The organism is Streptomyces sp. NPDC050564 (assembly GCF_044457265.1).
GTDB lineage: Bacteria > Actinomycetota > Actinomycetes > Streptomycetales > Streptomycetaceae > Streptomyces.
In genome coordinates this window covers 191683-205563 of sequence record NZ_JBITGS010000014.1, presented here as the reverse complement: position 1 = coordinate 205563, position 13881 = coordinate 191683, and the positions used below count along the sequence as shown (strand labels likewise).

Annotated in this window: 13 protein-coding genes, 1 pseudogene and 1 riboswitch; of the genes and pseudogenes, 7 read left to right on the top strand and 7 right to left on the bottom strand. The window is 68.3% G+C overall.

Annotated elements, in window-relative coordinates; genetic code table 11:
- Nucleotides 1-185: 185 nt before the first annotated feature.
- Nucleotides 186-1052, bottom strand: coding sequence for a GNAT family N-acetyltransferase (locus ACIBK0_RS23455; RefSeq protein ID WP_399083105.1), 867 nt, complete (start codon nucleotides 1050-1052; stop codon nucleotides 186-188).
- A 180-nt stretch (nucleotides 1053-1232) separates the two neighbouring features.
- Between ACIBK0_RS23455 and ACIBK0_RS23450 the strand changes: the two are divergent.
- Together ACIBK0_RS23450 and ACIBK0_RS23445 are read left to right on the top strand one after the other, a co-directional pair.
- Nucleotides 1233-1854: pseudogene (locus ACIBK0_RS23450) on the top strand (HAD family hydrolase).
- Between the two features lie 420 nt (nucleotides 1855-2274).
- A complete protein-coding gene (locus ACIBK0_RS23445) occupies nucleotides 2275-3912 on the top strand; it encodes a globin domain-containing protein (protein WP_399083102.1) in 1638 nt (545 codons plus the stop codon).
- Nucleotides 3913-3954: 42 nt separating this feature from the next.
- Here the strand turns inward: ACIBK0_RS23445 and ACIBK0_RS23440 are convergent, their stop codons facing one another.
- The 5 genes from ACIBK0_RS23440 to ACIBK0_RS23420 all read right to left on the bottom strand — a co-directional run bounded on the left by ACIBK0_RS23440 (nucleotide 3955) and on the right by ACIBK0_RS23420 (nucleotide 7736).
- Nucleotides 3955-4437 (bottom strand): NUDIX domain-containing protein, encoded by a 483-nt coding sequence (locus ACIBK0_RS23440; RefSeq protein ID WP_399083099.1) that lies wholly within the window; start codon nucleotides 4435-4437, stop codon nucleotides 3955-3957.
- A gap of 122 nt (nucleotides 4438-4559) precedes the next feature.
- Nucleotides 4560-5465 carry a LysR family transcriptional regulator gene (locus ACIBK0_RS23435; protein ID WP_399083096.1) on the bottom strand — a complete coding sequence of 302 codons (906 nt, stop codon included), beginning with the start codon at nucleotides 5463-5465 and terminating at the stop codon, nucleotides 4560-4562.
- A gap of 249 nt (nucleotides 5466-5714) precedes the next feature.
- Entirely contained in the window at nucleotides 5715-6860 is a 1146-nt protein-coding gene (locus ACIBK0_RS23430) for a cystathionine gamma-lyase (protein WP_399083093.1), read from the bottom strand.
- On the bottom strand, nucleotides 6857-7348 hold the full coding sequence (locus ACIBK0_RS23425; protein WP_399083090.1) for a low molecular weight protein-tyrosine-phosphatase: 492 nt from the start codon (nucleotides 7346-7348) through the stop codon (nucleotides 6857-6859). Before ACIBK0_RS23425 ends, ACIBK0_RS23430 begins: the two co-directional genes overlap by 4 nt.
- 7 nt (nucleotides 7349-7355) lie before the next feature.
- Complete coding sequence (locus ACIBK0_RS23420) at nucleotides 7356-7736, bottom strand: phage holin family protein (RefSeq protein ID WP_399083087.1); 381 nt, start codon at nucleotides 7734-7736, stop codon at nucleotides 7356-7358.
- Nucleotides 7737-7817: 81 nt separating this feature from the next.
- On the opposite strand from ACIBK0_RS23420, the gene ACIBK0_RS23415 reads away from it, so the two are divergent.
- The 4 genes from ACIBK0_RS23415 (at nucleotide 7818) to ACIBK0_RS23400 (ending at nucleotide 10217) form a co-directional block, all read left to right on the top strand.
- Nucleotides 7818-8135 (top strand): cupin domain-containing protein, encoded by a 318-nt coding sequence (locus tag ACIBK0_RS23415; protein ID WP_399083083.1) that lies wholly within the window; start codon nucleotides 7818-7820, stop codon nucleotides 8133-8135.
- Between the two features lie 176 nt (nucleotides 8136-8311).
- Entirely contained in the window at nucleotides 8312-8524 is a 213-nt protein-coding gene (locus tag ACIBK0_RS23410; RefSeq protein WP_189187169.1) for a DUF5326 family protein, read from the top strand.
- Between the two features lie 244 nt (nucleotides 8525-8768).
- Entirely contained in the window at nucleotides 8769-9680 is a 912-nt protein-coding gene (locus ACIBK0_RS23405) for an IclR family transcriptional regulator (protein ID WP_399083080.1), read from the top strand.
- A gap of 99 nt (nucleotides 9681-9779) precedes the next feature.
- Nucleotides 9780-10217, top strand: a complete 438-nt coding sequence (locus ACIBK0_RS23400; RefSeq protein ID WP_399083077.1) for an SsgA family sporulation/cell division regulator — start codon at nucleotides 9780-9782, stop codon at nucleotides 10215-10217.
- 61 nt (nucleotides 10218-10278) lie between these two features.
- Here ACIBK0_RS23400 and ACIBK0_RS23395 read toward each other — a convergent pair whose 3' ends face one another.
- Nucleotides 10279-11748, bottom strand: coding sequence for a YibE/F family protein (locus ACIBK0_RS23395; RefSeq protein ID WP_399083074.1), 1470 nt, complete (start codon nucleotides 11746-11748; stop codon nucleotides 10279-10281).
- Between the two features lie 71 nt (nucleotides 11749-11819).
- A riboswitch (TPP riboswitch) is annotated at nucleotides 11820-11976 on the top strand.
- Between ACIBK0_RS23395 and thiC the strand changes: the two genes are divergently transcribed.
- Nucleotides 11969-13798 (top strand): phosphomethylpyrimidine synthase ThiC, encoded by a 1830-nt coding sequence (thiC, locus tag ACIBK0_RS23390; protein ID WP_399083071.1) that lies wholly within the window; start codon nucleotides 11969-11971, stop codon nucleotides 13796-13798. It overlaps the preceding riboswitch by 8 nt.
- Nucleotides 13799-13881: the final 83 nt, after the last annotated feature.

The following is a 13881-nucleotide window of genomic DNA, read 5'->3' as shown; positions in this document are numbered from 1 at the left end:
CGCCCCGCGCCCCCCCCCCCCCCCCCCCCCCCCCCCCGCCGCCCCCCCCCCCCCCCCCCCCCCCCCCCCCCCCCCCCCCCCCCCCCCCCCCCCCCCCCCCCGCTTCTCTACAGGCGCTTACCGGACGTCTACGGCGTTCAGAGGGCTAGAGGCGTCACAGGCGTCGACGTCCAGCTACAGCCGTCTCAGCCCGCCGCCACCGTCAGCGGGGCGAACCGTCGTGCCCAGTCTCCAGGCAGCTCCGAGATTCCATACGTCATGACCGAGTTGAAGGCTATGGACACGAGGCCGTGGTCCTTGAGCCAGGAGAGCAGCTCTTCGTGCCGCACGTCGATGTCGGTGCGCAGCGGGCGGTCGGTGTGGGCGGCCAGCGAGGCGATGAGTGCCTTCGCGGTCTCCGTGTCACGGGCGATCAGCGGACCCACGACATGGTTGTCCATGTTGGGCCAGGCGGACGCGTATCCGATGATCCGGCCGTTCTCCTCGGCGACGCGCAGTTGGTCGGAGAAGGCGGGCAGTCGCGTGATCATATGGGTGCGGTCGACCCCGAAGATCTCCTCGTCGAGCCGGAGCACGGCGGTGAGGTCTTCCGCGGTGGCCGGGCGGGTGAAGACCTCGGACTCCACACCGCCGGGGACAAAGTGCCCTCGGACCATTTCGGCCCGGCCGGTGACCTTGAAGCCCAGTTCCTCATAGAGCGGGCGGCCGCTCGGAGTGGCGTGCAGAGTCAGGGGGGTGGTCCCCATCTCCGCGACCACATGGCGCATCAGCCGTCGGCCGATGCCCTGGCGGGCATACCGCTCGGCGACGAGAACCATGCCGATGGCTCCCAGATCAGGGCGTTCGCGCGGTCCATACTCGGTCACGACGCAGGCGGTGACGAGACCGCCGTCGGGGTCATCGATGCCGTAACCGGTTCCCGCCGCGAGGAGCAGACTCCACTTGTGTTCCTCACGGGGCCAGCCCCGGTTCTCGGACAAGTCGGCGCAGGCGGTGAGATCGCGAGGCGTCAGACGGCGAATAGGCAGAGCGGCGGGGGAAGGTGTCGACACGCATGTCAGGCTGTCTGACACGCGCCCCTGACGTCCACCGGTTTGCGGGCACGCGTACGCGCTTTTGGCCATGTCGTACACAACCGCACAGAGCGCGGACACATGTTTCACGTGAAACGGCGCGGATTACCGCTGGGCTCACCGATGGAGGGACAGCCGGCGCCGCTGGCCTCGGCGGACATGGCACGACTTCATCTCTTCGACCTCGACGGGACGTTGCTGTACGGGAGCACCGCGCCGGTGGAGATCTCGCGGCAGCTTGGGCTGGAAGCCGAGACCGTAGTGCTCGATCAGGCGATCTCCGCGGGGCGCATAGGCCCGCCAGAGTACGCCACACGGGTGCATGCCCTGTGGGCGGAACTGACCGAGGCCCATGTGACGGCCGCTCTCGAAGGGGCGCCCTGGATGTCCGGCATAGAGGACGTCTGGGCGGAGATCCGGGGGAACGGCGACTACTGCGCTGTCATCTCGCTGTCACCCTCCTTCTTCGTGGAACGGCTGAGAGCGTGGGGAGCGCACGCGGCGCATGGCTCGCGGTTTCCCGCCGTGCCCTTCACGGAGGCGGTCGATCCGGCGGGGATTCTCAGCAGTGCAGCCAAGGTGCGGATCACGGACCGGCTCTGTGAAGAGTTCGAGGTGAGCCGGGCCGACTGGCGACTCATTGTCGGACAAGGACCTGTTCGGTGCCGTGCCGGTATCCGTCGCGATCAATGCGGATCGGCATCTGCAGGGTCTCGCCACCCACGGCTACGTAGGGCGGGATCTGTGGGATGCTTATGAATTGGTCCATCGCGCCCGGTAATTGAGGCAATTGATGGATCGACCCCCGTCAATTCGTGGTGATGCGAGGGGGGACTTGTGTATGCAGCCGCTGCCGGTATGGTCGAGTCCGGTTCGCGTCCGCCGACATGTGCGCATGTCCCGTGGGGGCGCGAACGCAGGCCAATGCAGCCTAACGGGACGGAGAGATCGAAGACCCGCATTTTCCGTTACGCGGTCGGGTGTTGGCTCGAGGTGGGATGCTGCGGTGAGGCTACTGCGGCCAATGTCACATTCTCGCCTTACTTGTCCGTACGGAGCGGGAATCCGGGTTCAATGTGGCCGCATTGGCCGACGGGGACTGAACGGGGAAAGCAAGCACGCCGTCTGCGGGGGAAAGCAGGCACTTTCCGACCGCGGAAGTGCGCAGACCGACCGAAAGATGTTCGAGGCGAGGCACACCATGGACGCTCCGACCACCACGTCGGCCGACAACGGTACTCCCGGCGGCAACGGCGGGGGCGGCTGGTTCACGCCGCGCAAGGAACCGGCGCCTTCCGCCGGCGACCAGGGGGCGGCCGACGGCCGTCGGCTGGCCGCGATGCGTCCGGTCGGACGGCCCGCCACGGGGCACGGAGCGCCGGAGCAGGGATCGTCGACGCAGGAGCGAATATCACCGGCCGTGGAAGCGCCACCCGCCCCGCATGATGCGCCGACATCCCACGACGCGCCATCGCCAGGGATGCGACACCCCGAGGCGGCGCCGACGGGGATACGGACCCACGAGCCCGTGCCGGCGCAGGAGCGCCTCCGCCAGGCACCACAGCCCGAGGCGCGACATCCGGAGCCAGAGCCCGCCCACGACGTCGTACAGGCACAGGCCGGTCCCGAGCGGCCCCCGTACGGCTCTCTGCAGCCCGATCCCGGCCCACTGCCGCGGGTGCCCGACCAACGGCCCACTCCCGAGACACCCCCCGGTCCAAAGGCGTCCCCCGACGCCATGCTGATCCGCCGGACGATGGCCGAGGTCGGCGCCGTCGCCGACAAGGTCACCTCCTACTTCTACGCGCTGCTCTTCGTGCGCCACCCCGAACTGCGCTCACTGTTCCCCGCCGCGATGGACACCCAGCGGGACCGGCTGCTCAAGGCGCTGCTGACCGCCGCCGAGCACATCGACAACACCGAGGTTCTCGTCGCGTATCTGCAGAACCTCGGCCGTGGACACCGCAAGTACGGCACGCGGCCCGAGCACTACCCGGCCGTCGGTGAGTGCCTCATCGGCTCGCTCAGCCGGTACGCCTCGGCGATCTGGGACACCGAGATGGAGGCGGCCTGGGTGCGGGCGTACACGACCATCTCTCAGGTCATGATCGACGCGGCGGCCGCCGACGAACTGCGCGCCCCGGCCTGGTGGTACGCGGAGGTGGTCTCACACGATCTCAGGACCCCGGACGTCGCGGTCATCACCGTCCGTCCCGACCAGCCGTACCCCTTCCTCGCCGGGCAGTACACGAGCCTGGAGACGCCGTGGTGGCCACGGATCTGGCGTCACTACTCGTTCGCCTCGGCGCCCCGCTCCGACGGGCTGCTGTCGTTCCACGTGAAGGCGGTTCCGGCGGGCTGGGTGTCCAACGCGCTGGTGCACCGCGCCCGGCCCGGCGACATCGTCCGGCTCGGACCCCCGGCCGGCTCGATGACCGTCGACCACACCACAGACAGTGGACTGCTCTGTCTGGGCGGCGGCACCGGGATAGCGCCGATCAAGGCCCTGGTCGAGGATGTCGCCGAGCACGGGGAGCGCCGCCCGGTCGAGGTCTTCTACGGTGCCCGCACCGGTCACGACCTGTACGACATCGACACGATGCTGCGGCTCCAGCAGAGCCACCCCTGGCTCGCGGTGCGCCCTGTCGTCGACCAGCAGGCCCATCTCCAGCTGCCGGACGTCGTGCGCGAGTACGGGCCGTGGAATGAGTACGACGCGTATCTCTCGGGACCGCCGGGGATGATTCGCAGCGGTGTCGACGCGCTGAGGGACATCGGCATCCCGTCGGACCGCATACGCCACGACTCGGTGGAGGAACTCGTCGCTGCCGGGGACTGACCTGGGCCCCAGGCTCGCCCGGACAAGCCGCAGCAGCGCGAGTCAGCCCAGGTCGGGCGCGTGCATCGCCCGTACGCCCTCGATGTTCCCGTCGAGGTAGTGCCGCAGTGACAGCGGTACGAGGTGGACGGAGGCGATCCCGACCCGCGTGAACGGCACACGGACGATCTCGTACTCGCCGCACGGTTGGTCCACCTCGGGACCGTGACGCAGGGCCGGGTCCATGGACTCAAGGCGGCAGACGAAGAAGTGCTGCACCTTCACGCCGGTCGCGCCGCCGTCGTCGCCGATGTGCTCGACGGTGTCGACGAAGCAGGGCACCACATCGGTGATCTTTGCGCCGAGCTCCTCGTGCACTTCACGGTGGAGTGCGTCGACAACAGTCGTGTCTTCCGGTTCGACCCCGCCACCCGGTGTGAGCCAGTAGGGATCGACGCCGGGCTTGGTGCGCTTGATCAAGACCAGATCGTCGCCATCGAGCAGGATGGCGCGGGCGGTGCGCTTGACCACGGGTCGGACGGTCATGGGAGAAATGTGGCCCGGCTGGTTCCACGTGAAACATCGCACAGCCCCAAGAGCTTCAGAAATGGGCTTCCATACTGGGCGAGCCCTCCCGGTCTTGGCCCCAGCCGACGCCCGGGCCGACCTCAGCTCCAGTCGGCGGCCGCCCTCAGCAGCCACTCGTGCGCCCGCGCGATATGCGGCATCGCCAGTGTTCCGGTGCGGACCACCAGGAAGTACGTACGCAGAGGAGGTATCGCCGGGTCGAGGAGCGCCACGACGTCGCCGCACTCCAGGGCGTCGGCACACAGATACCGGGGCAGCACGGCGAGTCCGGCGCCCGCGGCGGCGCAGGCGAGGACCGCGCGCAGATCGGGGACGACGACGGTGCCCGAGGCTGCCGGGCGGCAGTCGAAGACAGAGGCCCAGTAGCGGGCGACGAGCGGCAGCGACTCGTGTACCTCGACCACGGGGAGGTTCTCCAGTGCGTGCGCACCCTTGCGGCGCAGCTTGCCCGGGCCGACACAGGCGGCCCAGCGCGGAGCGGCGACCAGGACGTGCTCTTCGTCGCAGAGCGGAGTCGCGGTGAGCAGCGCACCTCGTGGGCGGGCCGTCGTAATGGCCAGATCATGATGTCCGGCAGCCAGCCCCTCCAGCGTCTCCTCGGCGTTCCCGAAGGAGGCGCGCAGCGCGAAGCCCTGGCCGTCGTCGCCTGTCAGCTCCGTCAGCGCGGGCAGGGCCCGCTCGGCGGTGAACTCCGGTGGTCCTGCGAGGTGCAGGGTGCGTAAGGACGAGTCCTCGTCGAGCCCGGCCTCGGCGATCTCCACCAGGGCGTCCAGATGCGGAGCCGCCTTGTGGGCAAGCTCGTCGCCGATGGTGGTCGGAGTCACCCCGCGAGCCTGGCGCAGAAACAGGGGCCGTCCCAACTGCCGCTCCAGCGTGCGGATCTGTGACGTGACGGCTGGCTGCGAGAGTCCGAGCAACGCGGCGGCGCGCGTGAAGGAACCGGCCCGGTGCACAGTCACAAAAGTGCGCAGCAAGGCCAAGTCCATGGTGCCCCTCCCCTCCCAGCACCCCCGCGCGAGCCTCAACTATAAATAAGTCGATAGGTCTCTGTCGCTACCGTGATTGGACACTGACAGAGAGTCAACTAGCCTTGTTTGCACGGTTCTTCGCGCGCGGAACCGGGACGGTCCGAGCCACGAGGGGGGAGGCTCGGACCGTCCGTTGTACGTAGCGGGGTACCAAACCGGCGTCGCCGACACGCGCCGTCGCGTACTCACCGGTCGCTCAGTAGACATTCACTCCGCGGATTCGTCGAGTGCCCGCAGCACGTCCGCCACCAGGTCCTCGGGATCCTCGGCGCCGGCCGAGAAACGGATGAAGCCTTCCGGCACCGCGTCCCCGCCCCACCGGCCGCGCCGCTCGGCCGTGGACCGCACGCCACCGAAGCTCGTCGCGTCGTCCACCAGAAGCAGCGCGTCGAGAAAACGGTCGGCACGCGCGCGCGTGGGCAGGGTGAAGGACACCACACACCCGAAGCGCCGCATCTGCTGCGAAGCGATCTTGTGCGAGGGGTCGTCGCTCAGTCCCGGATAGCGCAGTCCGGCGACCTCGGGCCGCTCACGCAACGCCTCGGCGATCGCCAGGGCGTTGGCGGTCTGCCGGTCGGCGCGCAGCTGCAGCGTGGCCAGCGAGCGGTGCGCCAGCCAGGCCTCCATGGGGCCGGGGATCGCGCCGACGATCTTCCGCCAGCGCCGCACGGGGGCCATCAGAGCGGTATCGAGCGCAGTGACGTATCCCAGAAGGATGTCGCCGTGCCCGGTGAGCATCTTGGTGCCGCTGGCCACGGAGAAGTCGGCGCCCAGCTCCAGCGGGCGCTGGCCGAGCGGGGTCGCGAGGGTGTTGTCGACTGCGACGAGGGTGCCCTGGGCGTGTGCCGCCGCGACGAGCCGCCTTACGTCGCACACGTCGAGGCCCGGGTTCGACGGGGTCTCGATCCACAGCAGCTTCGCCCCGTCGAGAACCTCCAGCTGGGCGTCGCCGCCGGTCGGGGCGGTGCGCACCTCGATGCCGTAGGCGGTCAGCTGCTCGCGCACCAGCGGCAGCACCTGATAGCCGTCGTCGGGCAGGACCACGATGTCGCCGGCGCGCAGCTGGGAGAAGAGGACCGCCGAGATCGCGGCCATGCCCGAAGGGAAGGCGAGCGTCTCGACGCCCTCCTGTCCGGGGGCCTCCAGCTCGCCGATGGCACGCTCCAGGAGCGTCCACGTCGGGTTCTCGTCACGGCCGTAGGTGTACGGGCCGGTGGGCTCGCCCGGCAGATGGAAGTGCGCGGCGAAGACCGGGCCCGGGAGCGTCGGCTCGTACTTGACGGGTTCGGGCAGTCCGGCCCGCACCGCGCGCGTGCCGTCACCTGTCCCCGTGACGAAATCCTCTGACGTCATGCCGCCCGTCCCTCCACTTGCTCCTGTATCGCGGCGACCAGTCCTGGGCTCGCCGCTTCCACCATCTCAAGACACTCCTCGAAGCCGTCCATACGTCCGTAATACGGATCAGGGACGTCCAGGTCGTCGCCCGCAGCGGGGTCGTACGACCGCAGGAGCCGGATTTTGGCCGCGTCCTCCGGAGTAGGTGCGAGGCGGCGCAGTGTTTTCAGATGACCGGAGTCGAGGGCGATGACGAGGTCGAGGCGGGAGAACCACGAGACCTGGAACTGCCGGGCCGCGTGGTCGCTCTCGTAGCCGCCCGCCTCCAGTACGGCGACGGTGCGGGAGTCGGCGCCGTCGCCCTCGTGCCAGCCGCCCGTGCCCGCGCTGTCGACCTCGACCAGGCCGTCGAGCCCGGCCTCTTCTATATGGGCCCGGAAGACGGACTCGGCCATGGGGGAGCGGCAGATGTTGCCTGTGCAGACGAAGCAGACTCGATAGGGCATCGTGTACTCAGTCCTTGCCGTCGGGCAGCACGACGTTGAGCGCCCAGGACACGATGGAGATGATCAGGCCGCCGAGGACCGCGGTCCAGAAGCCCTCGACGTGGAAGCTCAGGTCGAGCTTGTCGGCCAGCCACGAGGTGAGCAGCAGCATCAGGGCATTGACCACCAGGGTGATCAGGCCGAGCGTGAGAATGAACAGCGGGAAGGTCAGCACCTTCACGACCGGCTTGACCAGGAAATTCACCAGGCCGAAGACCAGCGCCACGATCAGCAACGTGCCGACCTTCTTGCCGGTGCTGTCGCCCGTCAGGGTGATCTTGTCGAGCAGCCACACGGCGACGGCCAGGGCCCCTGCGTTGGCGAGCGTCTTGACTACGAAATTCTTCATGTGTCTGATCGTGGCAGAAGAGATCGACTGGCGGACCAGGCTGGGGATACAGCCTGCGGCGTACGAGAGCGGACGAGGGCGATGAAGGCATTCCGGCTGGACGAACTGGAGGCGGAACGCGCCGCCAACGATGGCGCCTACCTGCAGTTTTTGCGCGAGCGGAACATGTCGGTGGGCCTGTACGCACTCGACGCGGGCGGCCTCGACCCGCAGAAGCCGCACCAGCAGGACGAGGTCTACTTCGTGGTGAGCGGTCGCGCATCGATCACCGTCGGTCTGGAGACCACCCAGGTGGCGCGTGGCAGCGTCGTCTACGTACCCGCCGGGGTCGCCCACAAGTTCCACCACATCACCGAGGACCTGAGGGTTCTGGTGGTGTTCTCTCCGCCGGAGAGCTGACCTCCGCCTCAGGGTTCCCTAGGGGAACGGTCAGGGGAGGACAAGGGGTGCGAGGCCCCCGCCCGGCCCCCTCTCGGCCCTAGCATCGAGTGCAGGACATCAACGCAGGACATCTGAGAACCCGTAAGCAGCGCTCCGGACTTGGGGCAACGGGCGGAGAGGTAAGGACGAGGGCGATGCGAGAGATCTTCAACGGTATGCCGTGGTGGGTGAAGTGGGTCGCGGTGCCGGTCATCGCCCTGGTTGTGTTCGGCACGGTGATAGTCAGCGTGCTCAGCGTGGTCATCAGCCTGCTCTTCAAGGCCCTGGTCTTCGTCGCGCTGGTCGGCGGACTGATCTACATCGTGCGGAAGTTCATGTCGAGCTCGTCGTCGCGCAGCGACTGGTGAGGCTTCGCTCGGTGACTGATGGGGCTTCGCTCAGTGACGGGTGAGACGCGAGAGGGTGAGCGACCGGTAACGGGAACCTGAGGTTCCCTCGGGCGAGGGAAGTTTCCGGCGAGGCCGTCTGTGAGCGGTGGCAGGCGATTAAAGTCCGGAATTCGACGCGGGGTCGACCCCCCGCGGGCAGCGCACAGCCCCCTCCCGTGTTCCCCCGCACGGGCGGTCCCCCTCGCGCCTTAGGGAGTGCCCCTTGGCCACGGTTGACACCGCACCCGCAGATTCCCCCACTCCACCCGTCCAGCGATCGGGCGTGCCGGCGGGATCATGTGTCCCGCCCACCCAGCCGCGCACCACGCCCGGAGAGACATGCGCCCCGCGCACCTCTCATGCGCAGGCCGCGCCCCTGGAGCCGCACGCCACAACCCTGATCGGCTCCGTGCAGCGCGCGATGCGACTGCTGGAGGCCGTCGCTGCGCGCGATCACGGCGCCCCCGCCAAGCAGCTCGCCCGGGAGGCCGGGCTCGCGCTGCCGACGGCGTACCACCTGCTGCGCACCCTGGTCCATGAGGGCTATCTGCGCCGCGACAAGGGGCTGTTCTTCCTAGGCGAGGCCGCCGAGCAGCTGAGCAGCAGCGGAGCACAGCAGAAACGTCGCAGCACGGTGAGCGACGCGCTCGCGCACTGGCGCGATTCGATCGGCGTTCCCGTGTACTACGCGATCTACCGCGACGGCGAGATCGAGGTCATGTGCGTCGCCGACACCCCGGGCAACCCCGCGGTCGAGGAGTGGGCCGACTTCCGGGAGACCGGGCACGCGCACGCGATCGGCCAGTGCCTGCTGTCCCAGTTGGACGAGAAGGCCCGCCGGGACCACCTCGACCGGTACCCGGTGCAGTCGATCACTCCGTACACGGTGCGTGACAATGACAGCCTGCTGCGACGCCTGGATCGGACGGGACGGATGGAGCCCGTCATCGAGCGCCAGGAGTACGCGCTGGGCACCGTCTGCGCCGCGATCCCCATCACGGCAGGCTCAACTGCGGGGACGATGGCCATTTCTCTGCCTTCTCATCAGGCCGAGCGACTGCTGCCCGCCGCACGCCAATTGCAGAGCGAAATCGGCAAGTTGCTAGGGACACTCGCGATCTCTATCAGTATCTGAAAACTCACTCCTTGTGATCTCTCGTGCACGTTGAGCAAGATTCCAGCAGTGTCAGGGGGACGATTCCTGGCCAGTCGACGGCAAACGACGGGGTAGGCGATGCGCGAGTCGGTACAGGCAGAGGTCATGATGAACTTCCTCGTGTCGGAGGAGTTGTCCTTCCGTATTCCTGTGGAACTCCGATACGAGACCTGTGATCCGTACGCCGTGCGGCTGACCTTCCATTTGCCCGGAGACGCTCCTGTGACCTGGGCGTTCGGGCGGGAGTTGCTGGTCGACGGCGTGGGCCGGCCATGCGGTGACGGCGATGTGCACATCGCGCCCGCAGACCCGGAGGCGTTCGGCGAGGTGCTGATCCGGCTTCAGGTGGGCGGCGACCACGCGCTGTTCCGGTCCGGCGCGGCACCGCTCGTGGCATTCCTCGACCGCACGGACAAACTGGTGCCGCTGGGGCAGGAGCGTTCCCTGGCCGACTTCGACACGCACCTCGACGAGGCGCTGGACCGCATTCTGGCGGAGGAGCAGAGCGCGGGCTGACGTACCGCCACCCTCCCAGTGGAGTAACGCTTCCTCACAAGGGGCGCGGCGCCGGATGCTCTCAGCGCTTGCGGCGACGGCCCTTCCCACTGCGTACCGGCGTCCTGGCTCCCGCGGGCTCCACGGGTCCGGCCTTGGTGTCCGTGCGGTCCGCGGAGACCACCAGTGCGGCCAGCGCCGTGGTCACCGGCACCGAGGCGACCAGGCCGATCGAGCCGATCAGGGTGCGCACGATCTCCTCGGCGACCAGCTCGCTGTTGGCGACCGCGCCCACGCTGCTCTGCGCGATCGAGAAGAGCAGCAGCAGTGGCAGCGCGGCGCCCGCGTACGCCAGGACAAGGGTGTTGACGACGGATGCGATGTGGTCGCGGCCGATGCGGATGCCCGCGCGGTACAGGCCACGCCAGCCCATCGTCGGATTCGCCTCGTGCAGCTCCCAGACCGCGGACGTCTGCGTCACCGTCACATCGTCGAGCACACCGAGCGAACCAATGATGACGCCCGCGAGCAGCAGACCACTCATGTCGATGGACGGATACAAGCCATGGATCAGGCCGGTGTTGTCGTCGGTGTTTCCGGTCAGCGCCGCCCAGCCGATGAAGACGGAGCCGAGCACGCCGATCAGCACCAGCGAGAGCAGTGTGCCGATGACGGCCACCGACGTGCGGGCCGAGAGGCCGTGGCACATGTAGAGCGCGATCAGCATGATGGCGCTGGCCCCGACGACCGCCACGATCAGCGGGTCCGAGCCATGCAGGATCGCCGGCAGGATGAAGAAATTCAGGATCAGGAAGCTGATGGCCAGCGCGATGAGCGCCATGACGCCGCGCATCCGGCCCACCACCACGACGACCAGCGCGAAGATCCCCGCGAGCAGCGCCAGGGGGAACTTCCGGTTCACGTCGGTGACCGAGTATTGCAAGTCCTTGGGCGCGGAGGGCTCGTACGCGACCACGACCTTCTCGCCCTGGTGCAACTGCCGCGACTGGTCCGGCTGGACGATCTCGGTGAACGTACGGCCCTTGTCCTTGCCGGTGTCGATCCGAATCGTCGCCTTCTTGCAGTCACCCGTCGCTTGCTGTTGCGCGGAGGAGCCCTCGGCCGTGGACGTGTCACCGGTCGGGGTCTCCCCCGAGGCGTTCACGGACTTGCAGTCCACCTTGTCGACCTTGGCGACCGTCGCCTGCTGGGTCTGCCGGTCGAAGCCGACGCCAGTGCGCTCGTGCGACGGGGCGCCGCCGGGCCAGAGCACCACGAGTCCCACGAGGACCGCCGTCGCGAAGGGGATCAGTACCGCGGCGATGACCTTGCGCAGGTGCTTGGAGACGGGCGTTGCAGGGCCGTGGCTGTGACTGTGCGAGTGGCCGTGCGCGCCGCCAGGACCATGGCTGTCGCCGGGGCCCGGCCCATGGCCGCCACCGCCCGGTCCATGTCCGCGGCCGTCGCCGGAACCGTGTCCATGGCCGCCACCGGAGCCGGACCCGCGAGGCGGATCGGACGGTGGGAACGGAGGCTGCTGCATTGTGGTCACCGCCCGATCATCGCAAGAACGAAGGGGGCCCTCTGTTCAGCGCGCCAGATATGACGCTAGCGTGGAGGCACCTTTGCACACGCGGGAGCTCGGAGCACCGGGCTGAGAGGGCGCTGACCTTCGTCTTGGCGATGTTTCACATGAAACATCGACGGACGGAAGCCGCTGCGTCGACCGCCGAACCTGTTACCGGGTAATGCCGGCGTAGGGAGTAGGTCTCATGACCAACAAGGACGTACGCACGCCTGCCTCCAGCCAGACGGATGGGGCGCTTGCTCCGGCCGAGAACGGTGGGGCATCCGCCCCGGCCGAGAACGGCGAGGCCGGGAAGTCCATCGGCTGGCACAAGGCGTATCTCGGCGGCTCACGCCCTGATCTACGAGTGCCGGTCCGCCAGGTGCACCTCACCAACGGGCAGTCCGTCACGCTGTACGACACCTCCGGCCCGTACACCGATCCGACCGTCGACACCGACGTACGCAGGGGTCTGACGCCGCTGCGCGAGAACTGGATCATCGCCCGCGGCGACACCGAGGAGTACGCGGGCCGTCCGGTCCGCCCCGAGGACGACGGGGTCAAGCACACGTCGCCGCGTGGGGGGTTGCGCAACCTCGACGCGGTCTTCCCGGGCCGGCCGCGCCAGCCGCGCAGGGGCCGCCCCGGACAGGCGGTGACGCAACTCGCGTACGCCCGCCGCGGTGAGATCACGCCCGAGATGGAGTTCGTAGCGGTCCGCGAGAACGTCGACCCCGAGGTCGTACGCGAGGAGATCGCCGCGGGGCGCGCGGTGCTGCCCGCGAACGTCAACCACCCGGAGATCGAGCCGATGATCATCGGTAAGCGGTTCCTGGTGAAGGTCAACGCCAACATCGGCAACTCGGCCGTGACGTCCTCCATCGAGGAGGAGGTCGAGAAGATGACCTGGGCGACCCGCTGGGGCGCCGACACGGTCATGGACCTGTCCACCGGCCGCAACATCCACACCACCCGCGAGTGGGTGCTGCGCAACTCCCCCGTCCCCATCGGCACGGTGCCGCTCTACCAGGCGCTGGAGAAGGTCGACGGCCGCGCCGAGGAGCTGACCTGGGAGATCTACAAGGACACGGTCATCGAGCAGGCTGAGCAGGGCGTGGACTACATGACGGTCCACGCGGGCGTGCGCCTGCCGTATGTGCCGCTCACCGCGAACCGCAAGACAGGCATTGTCTCGCGCGGCGGCTCGATCATGGCGGCCTGGTGCCTGGCGCACCACAAGGAGTCGTTCCTGTACGAGAACTTCGAGGAGCTCTGCGAGATCCTCGCGGCGTACGACGTCACGTACTCACTCGGCGACGGCCTGCGGCCCGGCTCCATCGCGGACGCCAACGACGCTGCGCAGTTCGCGGAGTTGAGGACGCTCGGGGAACTCAACACGATCGCCAAGCGTTTCAACGTACAGACCATGATCGAAGGGCCGGGGCATGTCCCGATGCACAAGATCAAGGAGAACATCGACCTTCAGCAGGAGATCTGTGATGAAGCTCCGTTCTATACGCTGGGCCCGCTGACGACGGACGTCGCGCCGGCGTACGACCACATCACCTCCGGCATCGGTGCCGCGATGATCGCCTGGTGGGGCACGGCCATGCTCTGCTATGTCACGCCCAAGGAGCACTTGGGCCTGCCCAACCGTGACGACGTCAAGACCGGCGTCATCACCTACAAGATCGCCGCCCACGCAGCCGACCTCGCCAAGGGGCACCCCGGTGCGCAGGAATGGGATGACGCGCTGTCCGACGCCCGCTTCGAGTTCCGGTGGGAGGACCAGTTCAATCTGGCCCTCGACCCGGACACGGCACGGGAGTTCCACGACGAGACACTGCCGGCCGAGCCCGCCAAGACGGCCCACTTCTGCTCCATGTGCGGGCCGAAGTTCTGCTCGATGAAGATCTCGCAGGACATCCGCCGCGAGCACGGCGGTTCGCAGGTGGAGATCGAGGAGGGCATGGCGCAGAAGTCCAAGGAGTTCGCGGCAGCGGGCAACCGGGTTTATCTGCCGTTGGCGGACTGAGGCGCGCACGAGTGCGTGGTGTTCGGAGCCGTCCGAGGCTCGCGCATGTGCATCGGACGGCTCCGGGACCGGGTTCTGTCGGC

Coding starts and splice junctions, on each gene's coding strand:
- ACIBK0_RS23400 (WP_399083077.1), top strand. CDS start 9,780: ATGCGCGAGTCGGTACAGGCAGAGGTCATGATGAACTTCCTCGTGTCG.
- ACIBK0_RS23440 (WP_399083099.1), bottom strand. CDS start 4,437: ATGACCGTCCGACCCGTGGTCAAGCGCACCGCCCGCGCCATCCTGCTC.
- ACIBK0_RS23445 (WP_399083102.1), top strand. CDS start 2,275: ATGGACGCTCCGACCACCACGTCGGCCGACAACGGTACTCCCGGCGGC.
- ACIBK0_RS23430 (WP_399083093.1), bottom strand. CDS start 6,860: ATGACGTCAGAGGATTTCGTCACGGGGACAGGTGACGGCACGCGCGCG.
- ACIBK0_RS23410 (WP_189187169.1), top strand. CDS start 8,312: ATGCGAGAGATCTTCAACGGTATGCCGTGGTGGGTGAAGTGGGTCGCG.
- thiC (WP_399083071.1), top strand. CDS start 11,969: ATGACCAACAAGGACGTACGCACGCCTGCCTCCAGCCAGACGGATGGG.
- ACIBK0_RS23435 (WP_399083096.1), bottom strand. CDS start 5,465: ATGGACTTGGCCTTGCTGCGCACTTTTGTGACTGTGCACCGGGCCGGT.
- ACIBK0_RS23425 (WP_399083090.1), bottom strand. CDS start 7,348: ATGCCCTATCGAGTCTGCTTCGTCTGCACAGGCAACATCTGCCGCTCC.
- ACIBK0_RS23415 (WP_399083083.1), top strand. CDS start 7,818: ATGAAGGCATTCCGGCTGGACGAACTGGAGGCGGAACGCGCCGCCAAC.
- ACIBK0_RS23420 (WP_399083087.1), bottom strand. CDS start 7,736: ATGAAGAATTTCGTAGTCAAGACGCTCGCCAACGCAGGGGCCCTGGCC.